This is a genomic window from Micromonospora sp. MH99 (genome assembly GCF_021442385.1).
Classification (GTDB): Bacteria; Actinomycetota; Actinomycetes; order Mycobacteriales; family Micromonosporaceae; genus Micromonospora.
Genome location: NZ_MUZA01000073.1, coordinates 13,214 through 30,237, shown reverse-complemented (window position 1 = coordinate 30,237; position 17,024 = coordinate 13,214). Strand labels below are relative to the sequence as shown.

The 17,024-nt window shown below is 75.0% G+C and carries 17 protein-coding genes; 8 read left to right on the top strand and 9 right to left on the bottom strand.

Going from position 1 to position 17,024, the window contains the following annotated elements; all coding sequences use genetic code 11:
- The 6 genes from B0E54_RS27340 to B0E54_RS27315 form a co-directional block, all read right to left on the bottom strand.
- Positions 1-467 (bottom strand): methyltransferase domain-containing protein (locus B0E54_RS27340; RefSeq protein ID WP_234589100.1); only part of this gene is annotated, 467 nt, incomplete at its 3' end.
- Entirely contained in the window at positions 464-643 is a 180-nt protein-coding gene (locus tag B0E54_RS27335; RefSeq protein ID WP_374109326.1) for a hypothetical protein, read from the bottom strand. The genes B0E54_RS27335 and B0E54_RS27340, both read right to left, overlap by 4 nt.
- 94 nt (positions 644-737) lie before the next feature.
- A complete protein-coding gene (locus tag B0E54_RS27330) occupies positions 738-4,130 on the bottom strand; it encodes an error-prone DNA polymerase (RefSeq protein WP_234589096.1) in 3,393 nt (1,130 codons plus the stop codon).
- A gap of 279 nt (positions 4,131-4,409) precedes the next feature.
- Positions 4,410-5,972, bottom strand: a complete 1,563-nt coding sequence (locus tag B0E54_RS27325; protein ID WP_234589094.1) for a DNA polymerase Y family protein — start codon at positions 5,970-5,972, stop codon at positions 4,410-4,412.
- Entirely contained in the window at positions 5,969-6,694 is a 726-nt protein-coding gene (locus B0E54_RS27320) for a hypothetical protein (RefSeq protein ID WP_234589092.1), read from the bottom strand. Before B0E54_RS27320 ends, B0E54_RS27325 begins: the two co-directional genes overlap by 4 nt.
- 100 nt (positions 6,695-6,794) lie before the next feature.
- A complete protein-coding gene (locus B0E54_RS27315) occupies positions 6,795-7,244 on the bottom strand; it encodes an SAV_6107 family HEPN domain-containing protein (protein WP_234589090.1) in 450 nt (149 codons plus the stop codon).
- Positions 7,245-7,700: 456 nt separating this feature from the next.
- On the opposite strand from B0E54_RS27315, the gene B0E54_RS27310 reads away from it, so the two are divergent.
- The 6 genes from B0E54_RS27310 to B0E54_RS27285 are packed head-to-tail and all read left to right on the top strand — an operon-like array spanning position 7,701 to position 12,990.
- Entirely contained in the window at positions 7,701-8,189 is a 489-nt protein-coding gene (locus B0E54_RS27310; protein ID WP_234589087.1) for a YbaK/EbsC family protein, read from the top strand.
- Complete coding sequence (locus tag B0E54_RS27305) at positions 8,186-8,935, top strand: monooxygenase (RefSeq protein WP_234589085.1); 750 nt, start codon at positions 8,186-8,188, stop codon at positions 8,933-8,935. Before B0E54_RS27310 ends, B0E54_RS27305 begins: the two co-directional genes overlap by 4 nt.
- Positions 8,932-9,483 (top strand): GNAT family N-acetyltransferase, encoded by a 552-nt coding sequence (locus B0E54_RS27300; protein ID WP_234589082.1) that lies wholly within the window; start codon positions 8,932-8,934, stop codon positions 9,481-9,483. Before B0E54_RS27305 ends, B0E54_RS27300 begins: the two co-directional genes overlap by 4 nt.
- The gene (locus tag B0E54_RS27295; RefSeq protein WP_234589080.1) at positions 9,480-10,370 is read left to right on the top strand and encodes a carotenoid biosynthesis protein; all 891 of its coding nucleotides are present in this window, start codon (positions 9,480-9,482) and stop codon (positions 10,368-10,370) included. Before B0E54_RS27300 ends, B0E54_RS27295 begins: the two co-directional genes overlap by 4 nt.
- Complete coding sequence (locus tag B0E54_RS27290) at positions 10,367-11,491, top strand: glycosyltransferase family 2 protein (protein WP_234589078.1); 1,125 nt, start codon at positions 10,367-10,369, stop codon at positions 11,489-11,491. The genes B0E54_RS27295 and B0E54_RS27290 overlap by 4 nt, the downstream gene beginning before the upstream one ends.
- Positions 11,492-11,502: 11 nt before the next feature.
- Complete coding sequence (locus tag B0E54_RS27285) at positions 11,503-12,990, top strand: NAD(P)/FAD-dependent oxidoreductase (RefSeq protein WP_234589076.1); 1,488 nt, start codon at positions 11,503-11,505, stop codon at positions 12,988-12,990.
- A 10-nt stretch (positions 12,991-13,000) separates the two neighbouring features.
- Here the strand turns inward: B0E54_RS27285 and B0E54_RS27280 are convergent, their stop codons facing one another.
- Together B0E54_RS27280 and metF are read right to left on the bottom strand one after the other, a co-directional pair.
- Positions 13,001-13,714, bottom strand: a complete 714-nt coding sequence (locus B0E54_RS27280; RefSeq protein ID WP_234589075.1) for a CDP-alcohol phosphatidyltransferase family protein — start codon at positions 13,712-13,714, stop codon at positions 13,001-13,003.
- A gap of 21 nt (positions 13,715-13,735) precedes the next feature.
- A complete protein-coding gene (gene metF / locus B0E54_RS27275; RefSeq protein WP_234589074.1) occupies positions 13,736-14,653 on the bottom strand; it encodes a methylenetetrahydrofolate reductase [NAD(P)H] in 918 nt (305 codons plus the stop codon).
- 214 nt (positions 14,654-14,867) lie between these two features.
- Here metF and B0E54_RS27270 point away from each other — a divergent pair, with 214 nt between their 5' ends.
- A complete protein-coding gene (locus B0E54_RS27270) occupies positions 14,868-15,269 on the top strand; it encodes a helix-turn-helix domain-containing protein (RefSeq protein ID WP_234589073.1) in 402 nt (133 codons plus the stop codon).
- A 9-nt stretch (positions 15,270-15,278) separates the two neighbouring features.
- Complete coding sequence (locus tag B0E54_RS27265; protein WP_234589072.1) at positions 15,279-16,361, top strand: polyprenyl synthetase family protein; 1,083 nt, start codon at positions 15,279-15,281, stop codon at positions 16,359-16,361.
- Between the two features lie 104 nt (positions 16,362-16,465).
- On the opposite strand, the gene B0E54_RS27260 is transcribed toward B0E54_RS27265, so the two are convergent.
- The gene (locus B0E54_RS27260) at positions 16,466-16,855 is read right to left on the bottom strand and encodes an Rv2175c family DNA-binding protein (protein ID WP_234589071.1); all 390 of its coding nucleotides are present in this window, start codon (positions 16,853-16,855) and stop codon (positions 16,466-16,468) included.
- Positions 16,856-17,024 lie beyond the last annotated feature (169 nt).

Here is a 17,024-nt window from a genome sequence, read left to right as displayed (position 1 = left end):
CCCAGCACGGCGGCGGCCCGCCCGGCCACCAGGACGCTGGCCGCGCCGCCGGGGCGCAACGCGCTGGCCAGCGCGGCGACCACCGGTGTGGGGTCGTCGACGACCTCCAGCACGGCGTGGCAGAGCACCAGGTCGACGCTCGCCGGCTCGACCAGCCCGGCCAGGGCGTCACCGTCGCCCTGCACGGCCACGATCCGGTCGGCGACCCCGGCCTCGGCGGCCCGACGGGTGAGCGCCGCGAGGGCGTCGGGGCTCGCGTCGACGACGGTGACCCGGTGCCCGGCGCGGGCCAGCGGGACGGCGAAACCGCCGGTCCCGCCGCCCACGTCCAGCACGGTCAGCTCGGTGTCGCCGCGCCGGTCCAGCTCGGCGCGCAGCACCGACCAGATCGCGGCGGTACGGGGGGTCAGCGGGGGCCCGACGAACCGGCCTCGGGTCTGTTCCACCCGGTCGAGCCTAGTGGTCAGGACTCGGTGCCCTCGACAGCGTCCTCGGCCCGGGACCGGCGCTCGTTGGCCACCGGACCGTTGGTCACCTCGTACTCGCGGGGGTCGGTGAGGTGCGACGGCATCCAGCCGGCGCCCAGCCGGGTCCGTCGGGCGTTGGCGATCCCGCCGCCGGTGTACGTGTCGTTCCCCATCACTTGTCATTCCCCCTCACGGATCACGGGCCGCTCTGCCCGCTCAGGACGAGTCTCCCGCCCGGGGGCGCCGGAAACCGTAATGTGGATCACTGGATCAGCGGAAGTCGCGGGACGCGGGGCTGACCGGCGGCTCGATGGCGTCCAGTCGGTCGGCGACCAGGTTGGTCACCCCCTCGTGCCGTTGCAGTCGACCCCGGACCACAAGCGCGGCGCTGGTGCGGGCCACCCGCCGGTAGCGCTGCCACAGCCCCGGTGAGCAGGTGACGTTGAGCATCCCGGTCTCGTCCTCCAGGTTAAGGAAGGTCACCCCGCCGGCGGTCGCGGGGCGCTGCCGGTGGGTGACGATGCCGCCGACCCGGATCCGCTGGCCCGGCTCCACCCGACCGAGCCGGGCGATCGGCACCGCTCCGAGCACGTCGAGCTGCCCCCGGATGAACCGGGCCGGGTGGCTCTCCGGCGACAGGCCGGTGGCCCACACGTCGGCGACCAGCCGGTCCACCGCCTCCATGCCGGGCAGCGTGGGCGCCGCCGCGCCGGTCACCGTGCCGGGCAGCCGGCCCGGCCGGTCCTGGGCCGCCGCACCGGCGGCCCAGAGCGCCTCCCGCCGGGTCAGCCCGAAACAGGCGAAGGCGTCCGCGGTGGCCAGCGCCTCCAGCTGCGCGGCGGTGAGGCCGACCCGCCGGGCCAGATCAGGCATGTCGCGGTACGCCCCGCCGGCCGCCCGCTCGGCCTCGATCCGCTCGGCCACCTCGGCGCCGAGGGTACGCACGCTGGACAGCCCCAGCCGGACGGCCGGACCGCCCAGCCCCCAGGCGTGCGGCGGCTCCCCCGGTCCGCTGCCCCACCGGGTGTCCGGGGTGGACTCCAGCACCGCCAGCGCCCCGCTGGCGTTGATGTCCGGGCGACGGACCTCCACCCCGTGCCGGCGGGCGTCGTCGACAAGGGTCTGCGGGGAGTAGAAACCCATCGGCTGGGCGTTGAGCAGCGCGGCCAGGAACGGCCCCGGGTGGTAGCGCTTGAGCCAGGAGCTGGCGTACACCAGGTAGGCGAAGCTCATCGCGTGGCTCTCCGGGAAGCCGTAGCTGGCGAACGCGGTGAGCTTGCGGTAGACGTCGTCGGCCAGCTCGCCGGTGATGCCCCGTTCGGCCATCCCGGCGTAGAGCCGGTCGGCGATGCGGTTCATCCGCTCGACCGAGCGTTTCGCGCCCATCGCCCGGCGCAGCTGGTCGGCCTCGGCCGCGTCGAACCCGGCCAGGTCGATGGCAAGCTGCATCAACTGCTCCTGGAACAGCGGCACACCAAGGGTCTTCTCCAGCGCGTTGCGCATCAGCGGGTGGGCGAAGGTCACCGGCTCCTGGCCGTTCTTGCGCCTGATGAACGGGTGCACCGAGCCGCCCTGGATCGGGCCGGGTCGGATCAGCGCCACCTCGACCACCAGGTCGTAGAACTCGCGGGGCTTGAGCCGGGGCAGGGTGGCCATCTGGGCGCGGCTCTCCACCTGGAACACCCCCACCGAGTCGGCCCGGCAGAGCATGTCGTAGACCTCCGGGTCGTCCAGCGTCATGTCGCCGAGGTCGAGCCGGGAGCCGATCATGTCGTAGCCGTAGTGCAGCGCGGAGAGCATGCCGAGGCCGAGCAGGTCGAACTTCACCAGGCCGACCGCGGCGCAGTCGTCCTTGTCCCACTGGAGCACGCTGCGCCCGGGCATCCGCCCCCACTCCACCGGGCAGACCTCGATCACCGGACGGTCGCAGATCACCATGCCGCCGGAGTGGATGCCCAGGTGTCGGGGGAACGTCTGCAACTCGTTGGCGTACTCCACCACCTGCTCCGGGATGCCCTCGACGTCGACCGTGGCGACCGAGCCCCACCTGTCGATCTGCTTGCTCCAGGCGTCCTGCTGACCGGGTGAGAAGCCGAACGCCTTGGCCACGTCCCGCACCGCCGAGCGGGGCCGGTAGGAGATGACGTTGGCGACCTGGGCGGCGTGCTCGCGGCCGTAGCGGGTGTAGACGTGTTGGATCACCTCCTCCCGGCGGTCGGACTCGATGTCCACGTCGATGTCCGGTGGGCCGTCCCGCTCCGGGGCGAGGAACCGTTCGAACAGCAGCCGGTGCCGGACGGCGTCCACGTTGGTGATGCGCAGCGCGTAGCAGACCGCCGAGTTGGCCGCCGAGCCCCGGCCCTGGCAGTAGATGTCCTGCTCACGGCAGAACGAGACGATGTCGTAGACCACCAGGAAGTAGCCGGGGAAACCCAGCTCCTCGATCATGTTCAGCTCGTGGTCGAGCTGCGCGTACGCGCTCGGGTGCGCCTGCGGCGGCCCGTAGCGCTCCCGCGCCCCGTCGGCGGTCAGCTTGCGCAGCCAGCTCATCTCGGTGTGCCCCGGCGGCACCGGGTACGCCGGCAGTTGCGGCGCGACCAGTTGCAGGTCGAAGGCCAGCTCGGCGCCGAACTCGGCGGCCCGGGCCACCGCGCCCGGGTACGCGGCGAACCGGGCCGCCATCTCCGCGCCGCTGCGCAGGTGGGCGGTGGCCGCCGCGGGCAGCCAGCCGTCGATCTCGTCGAGGCTGCGCCGGGCCCGGACGGCGGCGACAGTGGTGGCCAGCCGACGCCGGCCGGGGCTGGCGTAGTGCACGTTGTTGCTGGCCACCGTCGGCAGCCCGGCCGCGGCGGCCAGCTCGGCGAGCGCGTCGTTGCGGTCGGCGTCGACGGGATGCCCGTGGTCGGTCAGCTCCACCGCCACCGTCTCCGCGCCGAAGAGCGCGGTCAGCCGGTCCAGCTCGCGGGCCGCCGCGTCCACCCCCTCGGTGAGCAGCGCGCCCGGCACGTGCCCCTTGCGACAGCCGGTCAGCACCAGCACGTGGTCGCGCAGCTCGGAGGCGACCTCCTCCAGCTCCCCGTAGACCGGGCGGCCCTTCTCACCGCCGCGCAGCTGGGCGCGGGCGATGGTGGTGGCCAGCCGGGCGTACCCCTCGTGGCCGTGCGCGAGCACCAGCAGGTGCGCGCCGTGCGGGTCGGGTTCGCCGTTCTGCGGGCCGGGCAGCCCGAGGGACAGCTCCGCGCCGAAGATGGTCGGCAGGCCCAGCGTGCGGGCCGCCTCGGCGAAGCGGACCACGCCGTAGAAGCCGTCGTGGTCGGTGACGGCGAGCGCGGTGAGCCCCAACCGGGCAGCCTCCTCGGCCAGCTCCTCGGGATGGCTGGCGCCGTCGAGGAAGCTGAAGTTGGTGTGCGCGTGCAGCTCCGCGTAGGGCACCACGCCGTCGGGGCGGGGCAGCTCCGGCGGCTGGTACTGCTCGCGCCGGCGACTCCAGGCCGGGGAGTCCCCACCGTCGGCGTCCACGGCGAGCGGGTCCACCACGTGCAGGTGCCGCTCCTCGCGCGACCGCCCGCCGCCCGACCTGCCGGAGCCGCCGGAGCTGTCGGCCCGGCCGGAGAGCACCCGCTCCAACTCCGACCAGGGCATCTTCGGGTTGTGGAAGCTCATCCGGCCGCTCCAACCGGTCGGGCCGCTCCGGCGGCGGCATGATCGACCAGGCGCAGGGCGGTGAGCGGCCGCGCCGACGACGAGCACGATGGCGGCCGCCCCGCCAGCGGCGAGGTGCCCAATGAGCGTGATGACTCACAGGCATCTTGATGCCTGTGAGTCATCACGCTCATTGGGACATCTACCCCCTGGCCAACACCGAACCCGCCAATACCGAACCCACCGACGCCAGGCCAAGCGACACCAGGCCAAGCGACACCGGGCAGGGACCTACCTGACTCAGTCATAGATCGCCTCCACCAGCCACTGCCCGGACTCCACGGCGAGCAGCAGAGCGGTGCCGTCGGCGAGGCTGACCTGGAACCGTGCCCGACGGCGAGCCTCGGCCGGCGCCCACCAGCGCTCGTCCACCGGCCAGGGGCCGGCCCAACCCACGATCACCGCCGGCTGGCCGGTACCGACCACCAGCCGGACCGGTGGGGCGCTCACCGCCAACCGCGCGCTGATCACCACCGGCTCGCCGGCGGTGTCGTGCACTGTCGCCGCGAGCGGGCTGGGCAGCACCACGGCGGGCGCGGGCGGCGGCAACCGGCCCGGCCACGGCGGGGCTTCGGGGCGGGCGGGGAGGCGTTCGTCGCCCCACGGCACCAGGCGCACCTGGTCGGCCGGGGAACGCCCACCGCCGAGCACCGCCGTGACCACCGCTTCCGGGCCGAGGATGCCCTGCACCCGACTCAATGCGCGGTGCGCCCTCTCCCGCTCCTCACCCGTCTCTCCCCAGAGGCCGGTCTGCAGGCCGGCCTGGGCGATCACCCCGTCCGGGATCAGCCGCAGCCGGATGATGCCGGCCGTCGGCCGGGCCGGGCGGGCACCGGCGCGGCCGTTGCTGCCGGAGAGCCAGCCGTCGAGCTGCCAGCGCACCCGGTCGGCGATGGCGGCGGCGGTGAGCAGGCCGTCGTGCCGCCACACCCGGTGCAGCTCCTGCCCGTGCTCGGTGACCGCCTCGATGCCGAGCCGCGTGCAGGCCAGCCCGTGCCCGGCGAGCCGGTCGTGCAACTGCTCGGCCAGCGCGCGGGCGGCGAACGCCGCCGCGTCGACCCGGTCGAGCGGCTCGTCGTACGCGCAGGTCACCGTCAGGTCGGTCGGCGGCTGCCGGACGGCGAGCGGGCGGTGATCCCGGCCGGCGGCCAGCCGGTGGGCCAGCGCGCCGTCGAACCCGAACCGGGCCAGCACGTCGCCGGCCGGTAGCGCGGCGAAGTCGCCGAGGGTCCGCACCCCCAGCCGGCGCAGCAGATCGGCCAGTGCGGACCGACCGAGCGCCTCGACCGGCATCCCGGCCAGGAACGCCGGTGTCCCGCCCGGCTCCACCACCCGGCCGGCGCGGGCGGCCAACCCCGCGGCGAACACCCCGTCGGCGATGCCCACCTGACTCTCCACCAGACAGGACTGGGCGACATGCTCGATGAGCCGCTCGGCGGCCGCCTCCTCGCCGCCGAGGTAACGACTCGGACCCCGGGCGGCGACCGCGCAGGCGCCTGGACGGACCACCTCGACGCCGGCGACCAGCTCCTCCAGCGCGGCGACCACCGGCTCGAACGCCCGGGCGTCCCGGCCCGGGTCGTACTCCACGACGGTGAGCTGCGGGCAACGGCCCTGCGCCTCCCGCTTGCGCAGCCCTCGGCGCACACCCTCGGCACGGGCCCGCTCGGAGCAGGCGACCACCCGGTTGGCGTGCAGCACGGCGACCGGACCGGTGGCCGGCACCCCGTCGACGATCTCCGCGGCGAGCACCGGCCAGTCCGGGCACCACAGCAGCAGGGTCCGGATCGGCGAGCCGGTCACCCCGACCCGACCAGGGCGAGCGGCACGGACGGACGGCCCACGGTGGACCGCACCGTCCGGGGAATGACCCGGGTGAGCTCGGCGCCGGGGAGCCAGACCTTGATCTCCTTGGGTCGGGCGGCCGCTCCGCGCCCGCGCGCCGAGACGGTGACCTCCCGGCGACGCAGCCGCCCCCGGCCCTGGCCGAGCCCTTCCCAGACCCCACGGACCACCTGCAACGTCACGTCCGCGCCGTCCCACCGGCCGTACGGAACGAGCACGCTGCCGCGCTGCCGGGCCCGCGCGGCCAGCCGGGTGGCGACCGAGGCGGAGACTGCGGCGGGTACGGCGGTGACCACGACGTCCACCCCGTCGATCAGCGCGGCGACCACGGTGGCCCACTCGGGGCCGGGATTCGGCACCAGGGCCAGCCGGTCCAGGGCGATGCCCAGCTCGGCTGCCGCACCCGCGCCGAACGTCGGCACGCCGACCACCGCGCACCACGAACCGGCCCGGGACGCCTCGGCCAGCAGGGCCAGCACCAGCGAGGTGCCGCCACTGCGTCGGGGCTGACCGGCGGCGACCGCGATCGTGCTGCCGCGACGCAGGCCCCGGTTGGGCAGCAGGCCGGTCAGCTCGGGCGCCACCGGCAGCACCCGGTGGCCGCCGACCGGATCGGGTGCGCTCGCCGGGCGGACCAGATCGGCCAGTGCGGCGGAACCGACCACCATGCGGCCCGCCATTGGACCAACCCCCCGTCATTGCAGTGGAACAGATCAGGACCGACGCACCGTGACGCCGACCGCCCGGCTTCCCTTCCAGGCGGTCGGCGTCACGGCGGGCTCACGCGGCGAGGCCGTCCAGGGCCGGTTGGTGCGCCACGCCGAGCGCGGTCTCCACCACCGTGACGAACTGTTCGGCGGCGCGGAGCAGATCGTCGGCCTCCCGGGCGCTGACCACCCGGGGGATGCCGGCTTCGGCGGCGGCTCGCTTGCTGGCCCCGGCGGCGAAGAACCGGGCCCACTCGTCGAGCTCGGGGGCGACGGCGCAGAGCAGGACCCAGACGCTGGTGATCCGGTTGCGCCGGCTCGGGGCGGGCCGGGCCCGGGCGGCGAGCAGGGCGGCCGCCGCACGCAGCGCCGCCAGGTGGGCGGCCGCGTAGCGCAGGCCGTCAGGTCGGGTCTGGCCGGCCTCGACCAGCCCACGGCGGGCCAGGGTGAGGAGCTGGGCAGGGGTGCGGTGCGGCAGCACGTGCGCCGGCACCGTCGGTGCCTGAGCCGGGTTGGTCGGCATGGACTGTCTCCTCCACGTGGCCGGGGCGCGTCGGCCGGGGCAGTGGTGCCGCCGACGAGACGCCGAGGTCGGGTGGTGCGGAGGAAGACGCACCGGGGGTGGCCGGCCGGGTGTGGATGCTTCCCCACACCACACCCGGCCGGCGTACCGGCGGGTTCGTCGCCCGCCGCCCGGGGGTCGTGGGCGGCGGGCGACGCTCCTGCCTGATGGGACCGGGCTCGCGACTGCCCGGAAACCCAGGTGCGGCCCGCGAAGCCACACCGCCCGGAGCTGGCGCCGCGAAACACCGCGCTCCGGCTGGTTGGAACGGGCGTTCGAGGCAATCGAACACTCGTTCTAACTGCTCCTGACAGTACACCTCCCCTCCGACGAAAATGCAACGTGTGACGCGCCGAGGCTCGCCGCCCGTACGCACCGGGGTGAACCGGCACCGACGGACCGGGGAAGAATGACGGGATGCAGCCACACCCGAACGTACGGGCGGTGCAGGACGCGCTCGACGGCGCCGGCGCGCTCGACGACGCCGGCCAGCCCAGCACGGTCCGCCTCCTGCCCGACGCGGTGCACACCGCGGCGGCCGCGGCCGAGGCGCTCGGCGTCGAGGTCGGCCAGATCGCCAACTCGCTGATCTTCGACGCGGACGACGCGCCGCTGCTCGTGCTCACCTCCGGCGCGCACCGGGTCGACACCGCCGGCCTCGCCGCGTCCATCGGTGTCGCCCGGCTGCGCCGGGCCACCCCGGAGTTCGTCCGGACGCACACCGGGCAGCCGATCGGCGGAGTGGCCCCGCTCGGGCACCCGCAGGCGCTGCGCACCCTGGTGGACACCGCGCTGGCGGCGTACCCGCAGATCTGGGCCGCGGGCGGCGTACCGCAGGCGGTCTTCCCGACCACCTACGCCGAGCTGCTGCGCGTCACCGCCGGCACCCCGGCCGAGGTGGCGTGAACGAGCACCGCAGCGCCGTACCGGAGCTGGTCACCCTGCACGTGTGGCGGACCCCCCGCGGCGCGCTGCCCCGGGCGCTGACCCGGATGGCGGTGGACCCGCGTCGACTGCGGGCCCTGCCGGGCGTCCGGTTCGGCAAACTGCTGGGCACGGGGACCGGCACCGGCTTCGGACCGGGTGACGCCGACCTGACCCGGTGGGCGGCGCTGACCGTCTGGGACTCCCCCGCCGCGGCCGCCGGCTTCGACGACTCGCCGGTCGGCCGCGCCTGGGCGCGGATCGCCCACGCCCAGGCCCGGGTCGACCTACGCCCGCTGAGCAGCCGGGGCGAGTGGTCCGGCCGGCGACCGTTCGGCGAGCCGCCGGGCGGCCGGGTCACCGGCCCGGTGCTGGCGCTGACCCGCGCCCGGTTGCGGGCCCGCCGGGCGGCCACCTTCTGGCGGGCGATCCCGCCGGTGGCCGCCGCCCTGCGCGACGCGCCCGGGCTGCTGGCCCGGTTCGGCGTCGGTGAGGCCCCACTGGGATGGCAGGGCACGGTGAGCGTGTGGCGCGACCCGACGGACCTGGTGGCGTTCGCGTACCGTCACCCGGAGCATCGGGCGGCGATCATGCGAACTCCCACCGCGGGCTGGTACGCCGAGGAGTTGTTCGCCCGGTTCGAGGTACGTGACGTGGTCGGCGACCGGACGGTCCTCGGATGGGTCGCCGACGGCGACCAGGCGACAGTGAAGGGTGGACGGGCATGAGGTTGGTGCGCTGGACGCCGGACGATCTCGTCCGACGGCTGGACGACGTGGTGGCCGTCTACGGCGAGGCGATGGGATACCGCACCGACCTGCTGGAGGCCCGGCGCGGCTACATCGCCACCCACGTACGCCGGCCCGGGTTCCGGGCCGTGGCCAGCCTGACCAGCGAGGGTCACCTCGCCGGCTTCGGGTACGGCTATCTGGGCGGTCCGGGCCAGTGGTGGCACGACCAGGTGCACCGGGCGCTGGACGGCCCGACCCGCAAGCGCTGGCTCACCCACTGCTTCGAGGTGGTCGAGCTGCACGTCCGTCCGCCGGCGCAGGGGCACGGGCTGGGCGCCGGGCAGTTGCGGGCGCTGCTCACGATGGCCGAGGGCGACACCACACTGCTGTCCACCCCGGAGGCCGAGGAGCAGACCTCGCGGGCCTGGCGGCTCTACCGGCGGTTCGGCTTCGTCGACGTGCTGCGCGACTTCCACTTCCCCGGTGACGAGCGGCCCTTCGGCGTCCTCGGTCGAGACCTGCCGCTCGAGCCCTCCGCGTCATGAGCCGGCGGATCTCCTGGGCGCTGCTGGCCGTCCTGGTGCTCGCCCAAATCTGCTACCCGTTGACCACCGGCACCACCCGGGCCGGGCTGACCGTGGCCACTGTCGTGCTCGGCTGGCTGCTCTCGGTCGGCCACGCGCTGCTCAGCCGGGGCCCCCGGGTGGCGGCTGCGCTGGTCGCGGTGGCCACCGGCGGCGGGTTCGCGATCGAGGCGATCGGGGTGGCCACCGGTGTGCCCTTCGGCAGCTACGACTACTCCGGTGAGCTGGGCCCCAAGCTGGCCGGGGTGCCACTGATCATCCCGCTGGCCTGGACCTGGATGGCCTGGCCGGCCTGGCTGGCCGCGGTCTGCCTGACCGGCGGCAGCGGCACGTCGACCGGCAACGGCACCGAGGCCGGCAACGGCACCGAGGCCGGCAGCGGCACGTCGACCGGGCGGTGGGTGGGCCGGATCGCGCTGGCCACGGTGGGGCTGGCCGCCTGGGATCTCTTCCTCGACCCGCAGATGGTGGCCGAGGGCTACTGGGTCTGGCGGGACGCCACCCCGGCGCTGCCCGGCCTGGCCGGCATCCCGGTCAGCAACTACCTGGGCTGGCTGCTCTTCGCGGTGCTGCTGATGAGCGCGCTGCGCCCGCTGGCCGGCCCGAGCGCCGAGCACACCGACCGGCGGGACCACCCGATGCTCGCGCTCTACCTGTGGACGTACTTCTCCAGCATCCTGGCCCACGCGGTCTTCCTGGACCTGCCCGCGTCGGCGCTGTGGGGCGCGGCCGGCATGGCGGTGACAGCCGTGCCGCTGGCGGTGACCCTGCTGCGCGCCCGCCGGCCCCACCACGCGCGCCGGGACGACCACCAACCGCACCGCCCCGGCGTCGACGCGACCCGATGACAGTTCTCGTCGCCCTGCTGCTCGCCGTCGCCGCGCTGACCGGGCACACCTGGGTCAACGCCACCCGGTGGCTGCGCCGGCCCACCGACCGACCCGGCGAGGTCGACGAGCCGGTGGCCGTGCTGCTGCCGCTGCGCGACGAGGCCGCCCGGGTCACGCCCTGCCTGCGCGCCCTGCTCGCCCAGCGTGGTGTGCCGGCGCTGCGCATCGTGGTTCTCGACGACGGCTCCACCGACGGCACCGCCGACGTGGTCCGCGCGGTCGTCGGCGACGACCCGCGGGTCACCCTGCTCAGCGGCGTCGCCCCGCCGCCGGGCTGGCTGGGCAAGCCGCACGCCTGCTGGCAGTTGGCCACCCGGGCCGACCCGGCCGCCACCGCGCTGGTCTTCGTCGACGCCGACGTGGTGCTCGCCCCGCACGCCGTGGCCGCCGCGGTCACCGAGCTGCGCGCCGCCCGCGCGACGCTGCTGTCGCCGTACCCCCGGATCGTGGTGGCGACGGCGGCCGACCGGCTCGTGCAGCCGTTGTTGCAGTGGTTGTGGCTGACCTTCCTGCCGCTGCGGGCCATGGAGCGCTCGCGGCGGCCGTCGCTGGCCGCGGCGGGCGGGCAGTTCCTGGTGGTGGACCGGGCCGGCTACACCGCCGCCGGCGGGCACGCGTCAGTCGCCGACAAGATTCTGGAGGACGTCGAGCTGGCCCGGGCCGTCAAGCGCGCGGGGAGGCGGATCGCCCTGGCCGACGGTTCCCGGCTGGCCACCTGCCGGATGTACGACGACTGGCCGCAGCTGCGCGACGGATACTCGAAGTCGCTGTGGGCGTCGTTCGGGCACCCCGGCGCGGCGGCCGCCGTGGTGACGCTGCTGCTCCTGCTCTACACCGCTCCGCCGCTGGTCGCGCTCGCGGTCGCCTCGACAGCTCCCCGGATGTCACTGGTTGCGCTCAGCGCATACCTGCTCGGGGTGGCCGGGCGGGTGCTCACCGCCCGGGCGACCGGCGGCCGATGGTGGCCCGCGGCGCTCGCACACCCTGTGTCGGTCGTGGTCCTCGGTTGGCTGACGCTGCGGTCGTACCATCTGCGAAAGCGACGCCGCCTGACCTGGCGGGGCCGCCCGGTCAGCTAGGAGGACGCGGCATGGCGCGGATCGTGGTCGTCGGCGCCGGGGTGGGTGGCCTCGCCACCGCCGCCCGGCTGGCCGCAACCGGGCACCAGGTGACCGTCTTCGAGGCCGCCGACACGGTCGGCGGCAAGCTCGGCAGGTACGCGCACGACACCCCGGCCGGGACGTTCCACTTCGACACCGGGCCGAGCCTGCTCACCCTGCCCGAGGTCTTTCACGACCTGTTCGAGGCGACCGGGGCGAAGCTCGACGAGTACCTGGACCTGACGCCGCTGGACCCGATCGTCCGGCACGTCTTCGCCGACGGCGGCACGACACTGGATTCGTGCACCGACCCGGTGGAGTTCGCCACGCGGATCGGGGCCGCCCTCGGCGACCGGGCGGCGGCCGACTGGCAGCGGCTGTGGCGCCGGGCCGCCCGGGTGTGGGAGGCCTCCTCGCGGGACATCCTGCGCCGTACCGTCGACTCCCCCCGCGACCTCGCGTCGCTGGCCTGGCGCGTCGGTGACCTGGCCGCCATCGCACCGGGCCGCACCCTGCGCGGGCTGGGCCGCCGGCACCTGTCCGACCCGCGGCTGCGGATGCTGCTGGACCGCTACGCCACCTACACCGGCGCCGACCCGCGCCGGGCCCCGGCGGCGCTGGTCGCGGTCCCCTACGCCGAGCTGACCTACGGCGGGTGGTACCTGCGCGGCGGGCTGGGCACGCTCGCCGACGCGCTGCTGACCCGCTGCCTGGACCTCGGCGTGGTCGTGCAGACCGGCACCACTGTCACCCGGATCGACGCCGCGGGCGGCCGGGTGCACGGGGTACGCCTCGCCGGCGTCACCGCGCCGGTGCCCGCCGACGTGGTGGTGGCCAACGTCGACGCGCTCACCGTCTACCGCGACCTGCTGCCCCACGCGCGCCGGCTGGCCGGCCTGACCGATCGCAGCCTCGCCGGTTTCGTGCTGCTGCTCGGCGTCTCCGGCAGCACCGGCCTGGCGCACCACAACGTCTTCTTCCCGCGCGACTACGACGCGGAGTTCGACGCGGTCTTCGGCGATCCGGGGCGGGGCGTCCGGGCCCGACCGGCGGCCGACCCGACGGTGTTCGTCACCGTGGCCGACGACCCGATGGTCCGCCCCGCCGGGCACGAGGCGTGGTTCGTGCTGGTCAACGCCGCCCGGCAGGGCACCGCCGCTGGCGCTGTCGACTGGCGACGCCCGGGGCTGGCCGACGCGTACGCCGATCGGATCCTGGATGTCCTGGCCGAACGCGGCGTCGACGTGCGGGACCGGCTGCTGTTCCGCGAGGTGCGCACCCCGGCCGACCTGGACGCGGCGACCCGGGCGCCGGGCGGCGCGATCTACGGCACCGCCGGTGGTCTGCTCCGCCCGGCCAACCGGGGGCCGGCGCACGGCCTGTGGCTGGTGGGCGGCTCCAGCCACCCCGGCGGCGGCCTGCCGATGGTGACCCTCTCCGCGCAGATCGTCGCCGACGAGATCGGCCCCGCCTGGTAGGCCCGGCCGCTCAGCCGGCGTCGAGCAGCGCGCGGCGGACGGTGGACAGCAGCTGCCCCAGCCCGAAGCCGGCCAGCAGCACCCACACCGCGGTCGCCATGGTGATGGTGCCGGCGGCCAGCTCCGGCTCGATCAGGCCGGCCAGCCCGGCGACCACCAGGCCCGCCAGCGCGACCGAGACCCGGGTGGGTCGTTCGCCGACTGTCACCGCGCCGATGTCGCGCATCCCGGCGGAGACCGCGCGGGCCCGGACGTACTCGTGCAGCCAGGACAGCGCGCCGCCCGCGACCACAAGCGCGCCCGGTGCGCCGACCAGCCAGAACGCCAGCAGCCACGCCACCTCGCCGAGCCGGTCGGCCAGCGAGTCGTAGACGTAGCCGAGCCGGGTGGTGCGGTCGGTGGCGACGGCCACCGCACCGTCCACGCTGTCGGCCACCGCGGCGAGCAGCACGAACAGCGCGCCGAGGAACGGGCCGTCGCCCGGCCGGGTCGCCAGCAGCGGTACGCAGAAGCAGAGCAGCACCCCCGCCACGGTGACCGGGGTGGGCCCGACCCGCAGCCGGCCCAGTACATACCCGACGTGGTAGGCGAACCGCAGCCAGGCGCGCACCACCGGCGCGGCGACCCGCGGGTCGAACCCGCCGTGCAACCGCGCCCACGCCGTGGCGTACTGGTCCCAGTTCAGCTGTGTGCCCACCTGAGGATCAACCGTCGTGCCGGGCATCAGGTGTCGCAGAGGCCGTGTTCACACCCGCGCGCCGGCCTTGAGGTTCTGCCAGACCTCTCGGGTGGCGGTGGACCGGTTGAGGGTGATGAAGTGGATGCCCGGAACGCCCTCGTCCAGCAGTCGCCGGCACATGTCGCTGGCCTGCTCGATACCGAGCCGGCGCACCGCCTCCGGGTCGTCGGCCACCTGCTCGAAGCGCGCTGCCAGCGCCGCCGGGAAGGGCGCCCCGGACAGCTGTACGGACCGCTCGATGGTGCCGATCTGGGTCACCGGCATCACCCCGGCCAGGATCGGGGTGTCGCAGCCGGCGGCGGCCACCCGGTCACGCAGGCGCAGGTAGTCGTCGGCCTCGAAGAACATCTGCGTGATCGCGAACTCGGCGCCGGCCCGGCACTTGCGGACGAACTGCGCGGTGTCGCTGGCCACGTCGGGTGAGCGGGGGTGCTTGTACGGGAAGGCCGCCACGCCGACGCTGAAGTCACCGGAGTCGCGCACCAACCGGACCAGGTCCTCGGCGTAGTCGACGCCCTCGGGGTGCCGGACCCACTCGCCGCCCGGGTTGCCCGGCGGGTCACCGCGCACGGCCAGCACGTTGCGCACCCCGACTCCGGCGAGCCGGCCGATGACGTGCCGCAGCTCGGCCACGGAGTGGTTGACAGCGGTCAGGTGGGCCATCGGCAGCAGGGTGGTGTCGGTGGCGATCCGCTCGGTCACCGCCACTGTGGTGTCCCTGGTCGACCCGCCCGCGCCGTAGGTGATCGACACGAACGAGGGGCGCAGCGACTCCAGCTCGCGGATCGCCTGCCAGAGCAGCCGCTCCCCCGCCTCGGTCTTGGGCGGGAAGAACTCGAACGAGAAGGTCGGCTGGCGGTCACGGATGAGCTCCCCGATCGCCGGCTGCGGATTGGGGAGTACCGAGGGAAGACCGAGCGCCACGACCCGACTCTAGCGGGCGGCGCCACCGGCACCCAGACGCTTCCCAACGGCGGGGAAGGCCGTCGTACCCCAGGGGTAGGAAGGAGTGGCGCGGGAGGGGCGGTGGGGGCGGCCCGGGAGGTCCGGCGCGGGGGTCACACAGCCGAGAGGTGCGCCGGTCCCGTCCCGTCGGACGGGCGGGTGGCACCGCGCCGACGCCCCGCCGGGAGGACCCATGACCTCGCCCCCACCGCCGCGCCGCACCCAGCTCGGGCCGCTCCTGGTCCGGCATCGGCTGGCCCGGGGTTGGAGCCAGCGGCGCACCGCCGCCGAGTTGTGCGCCGCGGCGGGCGTGCCCACGTTGAGCCGCCACGAGGTGTCCCGATGGGAACGGCAGCGACGCGTGCCCGGCGGGTTCTGGCTCGGTTGGCTCGCGTTCGTGCTGGACGTACCGGTGGTGGTGCTCGCCGAGGCGGCCGCGCGCACCCGACGGACCCGCTCGACGGCGGCCGGCGGGCCGGGCCGGCGCGAGGTGGCGGGTACGCGGCCGGGCGGGCGGGTCGGTCCGGGCCACGGCGGCGGGCGACCCGGCGGGAGTACGCGTGGCGGTGGAGCGCGAGCCGGGACGACCCGCTAGCGTCGTGACGTGACCCATGCTGCTCCCGTTTCCCCCGTCGACCGCGCCGGCCTGCGGGAGCGGGTCGACCGGGCGCTCACCGAATTCCTGGCCGGCCAGCGGGCCCGGTTGACCCGGGTGGACGAGGCCCTCGTCCCGGTGGCGGAGGCGATCGAAGCCTTCGTGCTCGGTGGCGGCAAGCGCCTGCGCCCGGCCTTCGCGTACTGGGGGTTCCGGGGCGCCGGCGGGGTGGACGGCGACCAGGTCCTCACGGCCCTCGCGGCGCTGGAGTTCGTGCAGGCCAGCGCCCTGATCCACGACGACCTGATGGATCGTTCCGACACCCGGCGCGGCGAGCCGGCGGTGCACCGGCGGTTCGCGACCCGGCACCGGGCGGCCGGCTGGGGCGGCGACCCGGACGGGTTCGGCGACTCCGCCGCGATCCTGCTCGGTGACCTCTGCCTGGTGTGGTCCGACGAGCTGCTGCACTCCGCCGGCCTGGACCTGCGGGCGGTGGCCCGGGCCCGGCCGGTCTTCGACGAGATGCGCACCGAGGTCACCGTCGGGCAGTACCTCGACGTGCTGACCCAGGCCACCGGGGACACGTCGGTGGAACGGGCCAGCAAGGTCGCCCGGTACAAGTCGGCGAAGTACACCGTCGAGCGTCCGCTGCTGCTCGGCGCGGCGCTTGCCGACGCCAGCGAGGACGTCCGGACGACCTACTCGGCGTACGGGTTGCCGTTGGGCGAGGCGTTCCAGCTCCGCGACGATGTGCTGGGGGTCTTTGGTGACCCGGCGCAGACCGGCAAGCCGGCCGGGGACGACCTGCGCGAGGGTAAGCGCACCTATCTGGTGGCGGCGGCCGTGGAGGCCACCGACGACGCGGGCCGGGAGCTGCTGCTCAGCCAGCTCGGCGACCCGGGCCTGGACGAGCGGGGCGTGGCCCGGCTACGCGAGCTGATCGAGGCGAGCGGCGCGCTGGCCCGCACCGAGCAGCGGATCGTCACGCTCACCGACTCCGCGCTGGCCGCGCTGGCGGCCGTCGACCTGGACACCGAGGCCCGCCAGGCGCTGGTGGACCTGGCCATAGCGGCGACCCGCCGAGCCGACTGACCCCTCGCCCTGACGTGCGTCGATCATGAAGTTGTTGCCCACACGCGCGGCGTGTCGCGGCAACAACTTCATGATCGACGGGAGATCCGGCAGGGCCGGGAGGGTCAGAAGCCCAGGGCCTGGGCTCGGCGCTTGACCTCGCGGGCCTGGTCGCCGGAGAGGGCGGCGGCCGGGGTGTTGCCGGGCAGCGTGTCGTCCGGCTCGTAGAGCCAGCGCAGCGCCGCCTCGTCGTCGTAGCCGTTGTCGGCGAGCAGGTTGAGCACGCCGGGCAGGTGCTTGAGAACTGTCTCGTTGGCCACCAGCTCCGCGGGTATCCGGCGGATGCCGTCGCGGCGGACCGCCAACAGCTCCCGGTCGCGGATCATCTGGTGCACCTTGCTGATCGACACGTCGAGCCGCTCGGCGACGTCGGGCAGGGCGAGCCAGCCCTCCGGGTCGGTGGGGCCGGCGAGCTCGGGGCCGGGTACGGCCTGGTCGGGTACGGATTCGGTCACCCGATCACCCTGCCACGCCGTGGCCGGCGAGGGCCACCGGCACCCCGCACTGCCAGTTCGCGCCCGCCGACGGGCACCCTCGGTGAGCAGCGGATCAGGGCCATGACCGAGGTGGCGACGACGACGGGACGGACCAGGAACGGCTCCGGGCTGTAGCATCCTGTTCAAC

Excerpts from the sequence above, each read along its gene's own strand:
- B0E54_RS27310 (WP_234589087.1), top strand. The coding sequence starts at position 7,701 with ATGCAGCCACACCCGAACGTACGGGCGGTGCAGGACGCGCTCGACGGC.
- B0E54_RS27290 (WP_234589078.1), top strand. The coding sequence starts at position 10,367 with ATGACAGTTCTCGTCGCCCTGCTGCTCGCCGTCGCCGCGCTGACCGGG.
- B0E54_RS27280 (WP_234589075.1), bottom strand. The coding sequence starts at position 13,714 with ATGCCCGGCACGACGGTTGATCCTCAGGTGGGCACACAGCTGAACTGG.
- B0E54_RS27295 (WP_234589080.1), top strand. The coding sequence starts at position 9,480 with ATGAGCCGGCGGATCTCCTGGGCGCTGCTGGCCGTCCTGGTGCTCGCC.
- B0E54_RS27320 (WP_234589092.1), bottom strand. The coding sequence starts at position 6,694 with ATGGCGGGCCGCATGGTGGTCGGTTCCGCCGCACTGGCCGATCTGGTC.
- B0E54_RS27300 (WP_234589082.1), top strand. The coding sequence starts at position 8,932 with ATGAGGTTGGTGCGCTGGACGCCGGACGATCTCGTCCGACGGCTGGAC.
- B0E54_RS27285 (WP_234589076.1), top strand. The coding sequence starts at position 11,503 with ATGGCGCGGATCGTGGTCGTCGGCGCCGGGGTGGGTGGCCTCGCCACC.
- B0E54_RS27315 (WP_234589090.1), bottom strand. The coding sequence starts at position 7,244 with ATGCCGACCAACCCGGCTCAGGCACCGACGGTGCCGGCGCACGTGCTG.
- B0E54_RS27330 (WP_234589096.1), bottom strand. The coding sequence starts at position 4,130 with ATGAGCTTCCACAACCCGAAGATGCCCTGGTCGGAGTTGGAGCGGGTG.
- B0E54_RS27270 (WP_234589073.1), top strand. The coding sequence starts at position 14,868 with ATGACCTCGCCCCCACCGCCGCGCCGCACCCAGCTCGGGCCGCTCCTG.